The sequence below is a fragment of the Flavobacterium sp. genome (genome assembly GCF_024305175.1).
Classification (GTDB): Bacteria; Bacteroidota; Bacteroidia; order Flavobacteriales; family Flavobacteriaceae; genus Flavobacterium.
In genome coordinates this window covers 46,020-56,305 of sequence record NZ_JAMWYY010000016.1, presented here as the reverse complement: position 1 = coordinate 56,305, position 10,286 = coordinate 46,020, and the positions used below count along the sequence as shown (strand labels likewise).

The 10,286-nt window shown below is 39.4% G+C and carries 13 protein-coding genes; 7 read left to right on the top strand and 6 right to left on the bottom strand.

From position 1 onward, the window contains the following. Positions 1-114 precede the first annotated feature (114 nt). Positions 115-309: a hypothetical protein gene (locus Q0K96_RS05895; RefSeq protein ID WP_297333081.1), complete on the top strand. Its 195-nt coding sequence runs from the start codon at positions 115-117 to the stop codon at positions 307-309. A gap of 80 nt (positions 310-389) precedes the next feature. Here the strand turns inward: Q0K96_RS05895 and Q0K96_RS05890 are convergent, their stop codons facing one another. Together Q0K96_RS05890 and Q0K96_RS05885 are read right to left on the bottom strand one after the other, a co-directional pair. After that, entirely contained in the window at positions 390-641 is a 252-nt protein-coding gene (locus tag Q0K96_RS05890; RefSeq protein ID WP_297333080.1) for a hypothetical protein, read from the bottom strand. A gap of 75 nt (positions 642-716) precedes the next feature. After that, positions 717-1,064, bottom strand: coding sequence for a DUF1622 domain-containing protein (locus tag Q0K96_RS05885; RefSeq protein WP_297333079.1), 348 nt, complete (start codon positions 1,062-1,064; stop codon positions 717-719). A 106-nt stretch (positions 1,065-1,170) separates the two neighbouring features. Between Q0K96_RS05885 and Q0K96_RS05880 the strand changes: the two genes are divergently transcribed. After that, entirely contained in the window at positions 1,171-2,517 is a 1,347-nt protein-coding gene (locus tag Q0K96_RS05880) for a DEAD/DEAH box helicase (protein WP_297333078.1), read from the top strand. 2 nt (positions 2,518-2,519) lie between these two features. Here the strand turns inward: Q0K96_RS05880 and Q0K96_RS05875 are convergent, their stop codons facing one another. Next, positions 2,520-3,641, bottom strand: a complete 1,122-nt coding sequence (locus Q0K96_RS05875; protein WP_297333077.1) for a lactonase family protein — start codon at positions 3,639-3,641, stop codon at positions 2,520-2,522. 121 nt (positions 3,642-3,762) lie between these two features. Between Q0K96_RS05875 and Q0K96_RS05870 the strand changes: the two genes are divergently transcribed. From Q0K96_RS05870 to Q0K96_RS05850, 5 genes are read left to right on the top strand one after another with little or no spacing between them, the layout of a single operon-like run. Continuing rightward, positions 3,763-5,688 (top strand): BatA and WFA domain-containing protein, encoded by a 1,926-nt coding sequence (locus Q0K96_RS05870; RefSeq protein ID WP_297333076.1) that lies wholly within the window; start codon positions 3,763-3,765, stop codon positions 5,686-5,688. Further along, positions 5,685-6,941 carry a dihydroorotase gene (locus Q0K96_RS05865; protein WP_297333075.1) on the top strand — a complete coding sequence of 419 codons (1,257 nt, stop codon included), beginning with the start codon at positions 5,685-5,687 and terminating at the stop codon, positions 6,939-6,941. Before Q0K96_RS05870 ends, Q0K96_RS05865 begins: the two co-directional genes overlap by 4 nt. A gap of 4 nt (positions 6,942-6,945) precedes the next feature. Beyond that, entirely contained in the window at positions 6,946-7,380 is a 435-nt protein-coding gene (locus Q0K96_RS05860) for a hypothetical protein (protein WP_297333074.1), read from the top strand. A gap of 1 nt (position 7,381) precedes the next feature. Further along, positions 7,382-7,708, top strand: a complete 327-nt coding sequence (locus Q0K96_RS05855; RefSeq protein ID WP_297333073.1) for a hypothetical protein — start codon at positions 7,382-7,384, stop codon at positions 7,706-7,708. Then, on the top strand, positions 7,708-8,364 hold the full coding sequence (locus tag Q0K96_RS05850) for a dienelactone hydrolase family protein (protein WP_297333072.1): 657 nt from the start codon (positions 7,708-7,710) through the stop codon (positions 8,362-8,364). The genes Q0K96_RS05855 and Q0K96_RS05850 overlap by 1 nt, the downstream gene beginning before the upstream one ends. A gap of 47 nt (positions 8,365-8,411) precedes the next feature. On the opposite strand, the gene Q0K96_RS05845 is transcribed toward Q0K96_RS05850, so the two are convergent. From Q0K96_RS05845 to Q0K96_RS05835, 3 genes are read right to left on the bottom strand one after another with little or no spacing between them, the layout of a single operon-like run. Beyond that, positions 8,412-8,900, bottom strand: a complete 489-nt coding sequence (locus Q0K96_RS05845; RefSeq protein ID WP_297333071.1) for a hypothetical protein — start codon at positions 8,898-8,900, stop codon at positions 8,412-8,414. Between the two features lie 37 nt (positions 8,901-8,937). Then, positions 8,938-9,438 carry a hypothetical protein gene (locus Q0K96_RS05840; RefSeq protein ID WP_297333070.1) on the bottom strand — a complete coding sequence of 167 codons (501 nt, stop codon included), beginning with the start codon at positions 9,436-9,438 and terminating at the stop codon, positions 8,938-8,940. A 7-nt stretch (positions 9,439-9,445) separates the two neighbouring features. Beyond that, the gene (locus Q0K96_RS05835) at positions 9,446-10,210 is read right to left on the bottom strand and encodes an MBL fold metallo-hydrolase (protein ID WP_297333069.1); all 765 of its coding nucleotides are present in this window, start codon (positions 10,208-10,210) and stop codon (positions 9,446-9,448) included. Positions 10,211-10,286 lie beyond the last annotated feature (76 nt).

Genomic DNA, 10,286 nt, shown 5'->3' with positions numbered 1-10,286 from the left:
TTTTTCATTTTCAAAATTAATGATATATTTGTAGAATAATAATCGCTTTTTCGATTTATTTTCTTCTATTTATCTTTATAAATATAAAGAAAATTATTGCAAAAAAATAATTTTATGACAGTAAGTGACCTTCTTAAGGAAAGAAACAGGAAGATCGTGGAGCGGTACCACCAACTAAAAAAACTAAAGATGAAGAGCCATGATGCTAAAAAGATTATCAGTGCTGAGTTTAATAATCTGTCTATTTCTACAATTGATCAGGTTATATATAATAAGAACTATTCTAATAGCCCACTATCTGAAGAATAAATACCTGTAGTTGGTAAATAAAAAAAGCTTCGGGCACTACTTCGAAGCTTTTTCTCAATGTATAAAAGATACAAACTTAACTACAGGCTTTCATTTTTTATTACCCTGATTTTACCAGCAGGTATCTGGGCTGCATTGTCTTTAACTATAAGTACCCCTAAAACATTTAAGGGTATATCAATAGGTTCGCCGGAATGCTTAATATCTTCCAGCAAATGCTCGTAATCTGCGGGGTTAAGCATTATAGAGTCACCCTTATCAATCCGCTTTTCAAAAAGGTAATTACGGATTGAAGCAACAGATACATGTCCTATGGTTAAAAGATCGGGCATAAAAGATATTTTTATTATGCTAAAATAGCACTGGGAAAATAGTTTTTTATAAAGGTTATGTTAAATAACAAAGCCTTAATCATCAGTACGTTTCTGCCACGGAAACCTGCCTTCTATCTCTACCTCTATAGATATGCTTAAAAAAGTTCGTATTAGTACTATAACCGCAAGTATAAGTACCTGCTGCATGGTTGGGTTAGTAACAACGGTAGATATGATATCTCCTGCAACAAGTATTTCGAGCCCCAACAGTATCGCCTTGCCCAGTTCCTGCCGAAGCAAACGGTAAGAACGCGGTGTTATGCCCTGCCTTATAAATAAAAACCTGAATAAAGCAACTGCCATACCACCCACTATAGTTACTATACCTGCTGCTTCTGTAAAACGGGCAATATAATCTATGTATAGTTTTATGTCTTCCATAAACTTAAAATTAGCTTTAATAAATTATAATTGAGTGAAAATGAGGTTAAAAAACCTTCATAAGCACATCTGTTATTAATTGCTATCTTTGCCCAAAATAAACGCTATGGCAACTTTTCAGGATTTCGACCTGCCAAAATCTTTACAAAAAGCAATAGATGAGCTGGGTATCAGTAACCCAACCCCCATACAGGAACGTGCTATGCCCGTTATACTTTCAGGACGTGATGTTATGGGTATTGCACAAACAGGTACAGGTAAAACATTTGCTTACCTGTTGCCGGTTTTAAAGCAATGGAAGTTTGCCAAGACAGATACTCCCCGTGTTGTTATTATAGTACCTACACGTGAGCTTGTGGTACAGGTAGCGGAAGAAACAGAAAAGCTTACACAATATATGTCGGTACGTGTGCTGGGTATATATGGCGGTGTAAACATTAATACGCAAAAAACCAAGGTGTATGAAGGCGTAGATATCTTAGTGGGCACGCCGGGCCGTATTATGGATTTAGCGCTGGATGGCGTAGTACGTTTTGATGCCCTTCAAAAACTGATAATAGATGAGTTTGATGAGATACTTAACCTGGGCTTCCGCTTTCAGGTAACCTCAATACTTTCTATGATGAAGCAGAAAAGACAGAACATTCTTTTTTCTGCAACCATGACAGATGAAGTAGATGAAATGCTGAACGATTTTTTTGATTTCCCTGAAGAAGTATCGCTTGCACCATCGGGTACGCCGCTGGAAAAGATAAAGCAACAGGGCTATCATGTGCCTAATTTCCTTACCAAGCTAAACCTCCTGAAAGTGCTTTTACAAAGCGATGAACTGCAAAGAGTACTGGTTTTTGTAAATAACAAACGTACTGCCGACCTGGTTATGGAAAGCCTTGAAGAAGAACATGAAGGGCAGTTTGGTGTAATACACTCCAACAAATCCCAGAATTACCGCCTTAACACCATGGCTTTATTTCAGGAAGGAGAGCTAAGAGGTATAGTTACTACTGATGTTATGGCACGCGGACTTGATATTTCGGGCATAACCCATGTTATTAATATAGAGTTTCCTGATGTACCGGAGCAATATATACACCGTATTGGCCGTACCGGGCGGGCCGATGCCGAAGGTACAGCCATAAGCATGATAAGCCCTAAAGAAGAAGAGCAGCAAATAGAAACCGAATTGCTGATGGAAAAAGAGCTTGAGCTGCTTCCGCTTCCTGAAAATGTAAAAATTGAAGAAAAGCTGCTAGATTTTGAGAAAACCAAGCAAAAAGTAAAGCAACTGCTAAAAAAGCCGAAACATGAGGGCGGCGAAGCTTTTCATGAAAAGAAAGACAAAAACAAGAAAGTAAACCTTGGCGGCCCCGGGAAGCGCAAGCCCCGTAAAACCGCACCACGCAACCGTGCCGCTGAAGCTAAGAAAACCGCTAAAAAGAAAAAGGGGAAGTAAAATTATTTCTTTTCTTTAAGGGTTTTATTTTCAGTAAATACTAAACAAACGGGTTGGCAAACCTCAATTTTCTTGCCGGTGTCCTGCAATATACCTGTTACTTTATCTCTTTTAAATATTACTATATTATTGCTGTTCTGGTTTGCTACCAGTACATAATTGCCCGTTGGGTCTATAGTAAAGTTACGTGGTGCCTCACCCAGAGTGCTTATCTGTTGCACCATATCAAGCTTTCCGTTAGCATGTACCCTGAAAACCGTTATATTATTGGCGTTTCCCCTGTTGGTGGCATACAAGAACCTGCCGCTTTTAGTTATATGTATGTCAGCCGCACCGTTTTGCACAACCCTGTCGGTAGGTGCTACAGTAGTTTCCTGTATAGCGTTAAGGTTACCGTCGTTATAGCTGAAAGCAGTTAATGTTGCATCAAGCTCGTGGAGCAGGTACATAAAAATTCCGTTAGGGTTAAAAGCCATATGGCGAGGGCCACTGCCCTTTTTTACATCTTTGGCTTCTTTTAAAACAAGTGTTTGCGCTCCTCCGTCAGGGTTGTAATTATAGACATATACTTTATCGGTACCCAAATCATTAGCCAGTACATATTGCCTGTCAGGCGAAAAACAGACCATGTGCACGTGCGGGCTTTTCTGTCTTTCGGTTACACTGCTGCCTGTGTGGTTTACTACCTGTTTTGCATCTTTAAGGCTGCCGTCAGCGTTACGTCCAAAAACCGCTATACTGCCGCCACTGTAGTTAGCAACGATAACATTTTTCTCATCACTAATTATATAACATGGGTCTGCACCTTTAGCATCTTTCTTATTCAAAAGCTTAAGCCTGCCATTTTCAGGCTCATATTTAAATGCGCTTACTGTACTCTCCCCGCCGTTTTCATTAACGCTGTACACAAAGCTATTATCTGCCGATACAGTAATGTAGCTCGGGTTAATAACACCTTTGGTATTGTCTTTCAGTTTGGTTTCGGCAGTTGCGGCATCAAAATCATATACATATATGCCTTTGCTCTCGCATTGGTTGGTATAGGTACCCACAATAAGGTTATATTTTTCCTGAGCGTTTGCGTTCATAATCCCTATTAAAATGAGTAAACGGTAAAATTTCATTGTAAGTGGTTTGGGTCGTTAAAACAAAAATAGGTAATTAAAGCCTTATTTGCATTACACCCCGCAATTACTTGGCATATTTAGAATAAAAATTAGTATTTTTGACAAACTAAAAATCAGAATGCAGTTTAAACACCCGGAAATCCTTTACTTCCTTTTCCTGCTGGTTATACCCATTGTGGTGCATTTATTTCAACTGCGGCGTTTTCAAAAACAATACTTTACCAATGTTAAGTTCTTAAAGGAGCTAAGCATGCAAACCCGCAAAAGCTCTGTCATAAAAAAATGGCTGCTACTCTTTACAAGACTATTGTTGCTAACCTGCCTTATCATAGCATTTGCACAGCCTTATTTTAAAGCGGCTGGAGATGCTAACAAGGGCAATGAAATGGTGATACTGTTAGACAATTCTTTCAGTATGCAGGCCAAAGGCAGCAAAGGCGAGCTGCTTAAAAGGGCTGTACAGGATATACTGGAAAGCACTCCGGATGATAAAACATTCTCTGTAATTACCAATACTTCTGCTTACTGGGATACTGATGTACGTTCGGTGCAGAAAGAATTGCAAAACCTTAAATACACAGATGTACCTTTCCGCCCTGATTTCCTGCTTACCAAAGCACAGGCTAAAAATCCTTCTGCGGGAAGGGATATTATTATTATTACTGATGCCGTAAACCTGCGTCCCGAAGATATAAGCTCATTAAGCCCCGACAGTCCCGTTTATTTTATTACACCCGAAGCTGAGAATAAGGTAAATGTTTCTGTTGACAGCGTTTACATTGCCCAGGTACTGGATAACTTTTATGAGATAAATGTTACGCTACAGGCTTTTGGCCAAGTAGAAAATGAAATACCTATAGCACTGTATAACGGTAAAAACCTTACAGCTAAAACAGTTGTAAAATTTAATGAGCAAAAACAAGCTGCTACGTTTACCATACCAAAAACAGATTTTCATGGATATGTAAGCATTGATGATAAAAGCCTTGCTTATGATAACACTTACTTTTTCAGCATTTCTAACCCTGAAAAATTAAATGTTACTGCCATAGGCGAAACGGCACAAAATGATTTCCTCAAACGCATTTATACTGAAGATGAATTCAATTTTACAGCCTCAGAATTACGTAAGCTTGATTATAATGCACTCGAGAAACAGGACGCAATACTCCTTAACGAACTACAGGAAATTCCGCAGTCGCTTGTCACAACTCTTAAATCGTTCTATGAAAAAGGCGGTAACATAGTAATCATTCCCGCTAAGGAAGCTACTGCTCAAAACCTCAACAGCCTTACTACAGGCATAGCAGGTATTACCTATTCAGGGCCTGTAAATACAAAAAAACAGATAACAAAGATAGCTTTCAGCCATCCGCTCTATCTAAGTACATTTGAAAAAAGGACTGATAATTTCCAGTATCCTGAAACTAATTCAGGATTTACTCTTAATAATGGTGCTGCGGTATTATCTTATGCCGATGGTTCACCTTTCCTTGCCTCTGCCACCAACAAACTCGGTAATATATATGCTTTTGCTGCGCCTTTAAACAATAACAACAGTAACTTCAGAAATTCCCCGTTGATTGTGCCTACGCTCTATAACATGGCGCAAAACAACAGCCGTACAGGCATTAATGCTATAACTATCGGCAAAGGTGAAAGCCTTTTACTCGATGCTGTGCTCTCTAAAGATGAGGTTGTAACCGTACGTAATGAAACTACTGACTTTATACCGATGCAGCAGGTTCTGAGCAATAAGGTAAAGCTGTCTTTCGGAGATTACCCAGAAGAAAGTGGCAATTATGCCGTATATAAGGGCGATGAGAAACTGAAAGATATCAGCTTTAACCATGCCCGTACTGAAAGCAACCTTTACCAGCAAAGCAGCCGGATACTAAATGATTATACCATTACAGACTCTTTAGCCACAGTATATAACGATATACAATCGGAACGTACTGCCAATGAGCTTTGGAAGTGGTTTATAATAGGTACGCTTATTTTTTTATTACTTGAACTTCTTATTCAAAAATTTGTAAAATGAACCTACTAATTAAAAATGCCGTTGTTACAGACAAAAGCAGTGCTTTAAACGGAACTGTAACCGATATTAAAATTGAAAACGGCATTATTAAGCAAATAGGAAAAGATATAACACCTGAACCCGGATTTGAGATTCTGGAACTGGAAAACCTGCACATTTCGCAAGGATGGTTTGATAGCTCTGTAAATTTTGGTGAACCTGGTTTTGAGGATCGTGAAACCATTGCAAATGGTTTAAACACCGCTGCTTTAAGCGGATTTACAGCCGTTGCCCTTCAGCCTACAGGCAACCCTATAGCCGACACACAGGCAGACATTCATTTTTTAAAAGCTAAAGCAGCCGGGCACGCCACAAGCCTTTATCCTATTGGTGCGCTAACAAAAGGAAGCGAAGGGAAGGACATAGCCGAATTATTTGATATGCAGAATGCAGGTGCAGTAGCTTTCGGGGATTATAACAAACCCATTGCCGATGCTAACATACTAAAAATTGCGTTGCAATATGTACAGTATTTTAACGGGCTTGTTATTGCCTATGCGCTAGACGAAAAAATTAAAGGCAAAGGGGTTGTACACGAAGGTGCGGTAAGCACAAAGCTCGGACTTAAGGGCATACCTGCTTTAGCTGAAGAACTACAAATAGCCCGCAACCTTTTCCTGTTGGAATATACAGGAGGTAAAATGCATATACCTACCGTTTCTGCAGGCAAATCGGTACAGCTTATCCGTGAGGCAAAAGCAAAGGGACTGAATGTAACGTGCAGCGTTGCAGTACATCACCTCTTTTTAACCGATGAAGTGCTTACCGGCTTTGATACCCGCTATAAAGTTGCGCCGCCACTTCGTCCCGAAACAGAAAGGCAGGCACTTATTGATGGCGTGCTGGACGGAACTATAGATATGATAACATCTGACCACAACCCTATTGATATAGAAAACAAAAAGCTGGAGATTGACCTTGCCAAAGACGGTACAATAGGGCTTGAAAGTGCTTTTGGGGCATTGCTAACTGTACTACCATTAGATACTGTTATAGAAAAACTAACCGCCGGCAAAGCTTTATTCGGGATTGAAGACAACACTATTGCCGAGGGAAGTAAAGCGAACCTAACACTCTTTAACCCTGATACCGAGTATACTTTTACAAAGGCAGATATACTTTCCAAATCGAAAAACTCTGCTTTTTTAGGGCAAAAGCTTAAAGGCAAGGCCTATGGTATCTACAATAACGGAAAATTAATCCTGAAAAAATAATAGCATGAAAAAGCTCCTCGGATTACTATTAATTATAACTGTCTTTTCCTGCGAAAAAGCTAAAGAGACAGTAAATAAAAGTGGAAAAGCTATGGGCGAAACCGCCACAGAGTTTATAGACGGAGTTGCAGAAGGTGTGGATGGCACACTGGATAGTAAAATAATTCTCTCGGACTCCCTGAAAGAAAAAGGAATAAATATTGGTAAATACCGCATAGAAAAAGACTCTGTAGGTAATAACAACATGCTTGTAATTTACATAATAACAGAGAAAGATTTTAATGATGTACTTACTTTTAAGGTTTTCGATAAAAAGAATATTGAATACGGCAGGCAAACAATTGAGTTGAATAGTAAAGGGGGTAAAGCCGCTTACTATGATGTTATATTTGACAAAAGGACTGACATAGAATCTAAAAGCATTATAAAAGTTGACTGATATGAATTACAATACAGTTGAAGAAGGAAAAACTATAGCCATAGTAAGCTATCTTACTATTTTCGGTTCGGTAATAGCTATAGTGATGAACAACGACAAGAAGAATATTTTTGCTTCATTCCACATAAGGCAGGCTTTGGGTATCATTCTGTTATTCTTTACATTGGGCTATCCTATCGGCTATTTTGACAGCTGGATGGTTTCATCAGCTTTCTATCTTTTTTTCTTTATATTGTGGATATATGGGTTTATTGGCGCTGTGCAGGGCCAAATGTACCTTGTACCTGTTTTGGGCCCGTTTTTTCAAAAAATTTTTAAAGGTTTATAATGCAGAATAATTTATTACTATACCACCTTGTAAGGCAGCCAAAAGTAAAAAAAGACAAAAACCCGCTACTCTTGCTTTTGCATGGCTACGGCAGTAACGAGGAAGATCTTTTTTCGTTTGCAGAACAATTGCCGGGCGAATATTTAATAGTTTCGGCACGCGCTCCCTACAGCTTACCGCCCTACGGTAATGCGTGGTATGCCATTAATTTTGATGCGGGCATGAATAAATTTTCTGATGAGGTGCAGGCGGTAGCCTCACGCGACCTTATCTCAAAATTTATTGATGAGCTTATTGACACATACCCAATTGATAGAGAAAAAATAACGCTTATAGGCTTTAGCCAGGGCGCCATACTCAGCTATGCAGTTGCAATAACTTATCCACAAAAAATACAAAGGGTTGCAGCACTAAGCGGCTACCTTAATACTGAAATAGCAGGTAAAGAATATAGTAAAGATGAGCTTGCCAAATTAAAGCTATTTATATCACATGGTACGGCAGACCAGGTTATACCTGTAGATTGGGCGCGTAAAGCACCTGAGTTTTTCAGGGATTCAGGCATCGAAACTGAATACCATGAATATCCGGTTGGACACGGTGTTGCTCCGCAAAATTTTTACGATCTACTTAGCTGGATGGAGAAAACAGCTTGATTTTTGGCTCTAAATATATTCATATAAGAAGAAAGCTAAGTTTACACTTAGCTTTCTTCTTTATCGTCTCCTGTTATTTGTTGTTCCTCTATAGCTGCACCGGCATATTGCAACATTCCGTTTTTAAGTAACGAGTAACCATTTTGCATTTGCAGTGTCCATACATTATTTTTATAAGGTGTTCCCTCTTTTTCGCGCTTTAAGAGGATGCCTGTATGTTCTTCAGGCAGGAATAATTCGGCTCGGTTACCGTTCTCCTCAAAAATGATAAATGCACTTTTAGATATGCCTTCACTTTTAAGCTCTTCAATACTGTTAAGGCGGTAGCCCTCTTCAAATACCCGTATACATTCGTTACGGATGACCGACCACCTGTAACCCGCAGAGAGTACACAGCCGTTAGCGTCTTTATCAGTACCCAGCATTACCTTTTTATCGGCAGGCATAACAGTACTGTCGTCGTCACGCTCTTTCAGCATAAAATCGCAGGCGCAAAACAAAAAGATAACAGCAGCCAGTGCTAACAGCTTTTTCATATCCGGTTAAAATTGGGAACTAAAAGTACAAAAATATTTAATACATGCTATGGGTATGCACAAGGGTTTCAACAGTCTCATAACTAACCTCGCCGTTGTCTTCTATAAAGTATTTTATTAGTACTTCTCCCCACATTTTACCATCAGTAAAATCGGCTATAACCCAACGGTTATTCAGCACTTTTATCTTATTAATGCGGAACGGTGCATTATTAATTGACGGGTATGTAATAAGCGGGTTACCTGCTTCATTATTATTCAGTTTATAAAGCCCGTCCCTTACTTTTATGGCTATCTGGTCAGCATCCTGGTCCCTGAAATAATTGCGGGCGTTCAGGTTTTGGTTTAACGAGAAATAATTAGCTCTCTCTAAAAGGTCTTTATTTACTGCCAGGCTGTCCTCAAGCTTTTTTATTTTACCTGAAACCGATGTATTACGTTTTTCTTCAAAAGCAAGCCGGTTACTAAAGTACATGTAAGTAAAAATGTTTATCAGTAACGAAAAAATAAAAAGGTATAGGTATAAATTCTTTTTCATCAGGTAACTATATGGTTATTTCAAGGTTATCATAAGCAAGAAAAACATTTTCGGGAAGCATGCCCTCCACTTCGGCATGAAACCCCATCAGGTGGCTTATATGCGTCAGGTAAGCCTTTTCAGGCTTTACTTCGCTAATCAGTTGCAGGGCATCTTCTATATTAAAATGGGTAGCATGCGGCTCAAACCTAAGTGCACTTACCACTAAAACTTTTACGCCTTTAAGCTTTTCTATTTCATCAGGCACTATATGCTTTACATCGGTAAGGTAGGCAAACGCCCCTACCCTGTAGCCAAACACCTCTAGAGAGCCATGATAGGCCAGTACTGGCACTGCTGTTTTATCAGCTATCGCAAAAGGTTCATGCGCGTTTACTTCATTAACCTTTACAGATGGTGCCCCGGGATATTTATTCTCCTCTTCAAAAATATAATCAAAACGCTTTTTAAGGCTTTCTATTACCCTTTTCTGTGCATAAACGGGTATATCACCCTGCCGGAAGAAAAAAGGGCGTATATCGTCAAGCCCGGCAGTATGGTCGGCGTGTTCGTGGGTGAATAATATGCCGTCTAACCTCCCGCAACCTGAAACCAGCATCTGCTGCCTGAAATCAGGCCCGCAGTCTATAACATAAGAAGCGCCCTCCCAGTACATCCATACACTTACGCGCAGGCGTTTGTCTCTCGGGTCACTGCTAAGGCAAACCGGGTGGTCAGACCCTATTACCGGTATGCCCTGAGATGTTCCTGTACCTAAAAAACGAACCTTCAAAATAAGCTGATTTTTTTACAAAAATAACATTATTTGTTTTATTAGAGTCTTTGATTCTTTAACTTTGCAATAGAAC

Bases quoted from the DNA above. Each gene is read 5' to 3' on its own strand.
- Q0K96_RS05895 (WP_297333081.1), top strand. From the start codon at position 115: ATGACAGTAAGTGACCTTCTTAAGGAAAGAAACAGGAAGATCGTGGAG.
- Q0K96_RS05890 (WP_297333080.1), bottom strand. From the start codon at position 641: ATGCCCGATCTTTTAACCATAGGACATGTATCTGTTGCTTCAATCCGT.
- Q0K96_RS05885 (WP_297333079.1), bottom strand. From the start codon at position 1,064: ATGGAAGACATAAAACTATACATAGATTATATTGCCCGTTTTACAGAA.
- Q0K96_RS05880 (WP_297333078.1), top strand. From the start codon at position 1,171: ATGGCAACTTTTCAGGATTTCGACCTGCCAAAATCTTTACAAAAAGCA.
- Q0K96_RS05875 (WP_297333077.1), bottom strand. From the start codon at position 3,641: ATGAAATTTTACCGTTTACTCATTTTAATAGGGATTATGAACGCAAAC.
- Q0K96_RS05870 (WP_297333076.1), top strand. From the start codon at position 3,763: ATGCAGTTTAAACACCCGGAAATCCTTTACTTCCTTTTCCTGCTGGTT.
- Q0K96_RS05865 (WP_297333075.1), top strand. From the start codon at position 5,685: ATGAACCTACTAATTAAAAATGCCGTTGTTACAGACAAAAGCAGTGCT.
- Q0K96_RS05860 (WP_297333074.1), top strand. From the start codon at position 6,946: ATGAAAAAGCTCCTCGGATTACTATTAATTATAACTGTCTTTTCCTGC.
- Q0K96_RS05855 (WP_297333073.1), top strand. From the start codon at position 7,382: ATGAATTACAATACAGTTGAAGAAGGAAAAACTATAGCCATAGTAAGC.
- Q0K96_RS05850 (WP_297333072.1), top strand. From the start codon at position 7,708: ATGCAGAATAATTTATTACTATACCACCTTGTAAGGCAGCCAAAAGTA.
- Q0K96_RS05845 (WP_297333071.1), bottom strand. From the start codon at position 8,900: ATGAAAAAGCTGTTAGCACTGGCTGCTGTTATCTTTTTGTTTTGCGCC.
- Q0K96_RS05840 (WP_297333070.1), bottom strand. From the start codon at position 9,438: ATGAAAAAGAATTTATACCTATACCTTTTTATTTTTTCGTTACTGATA.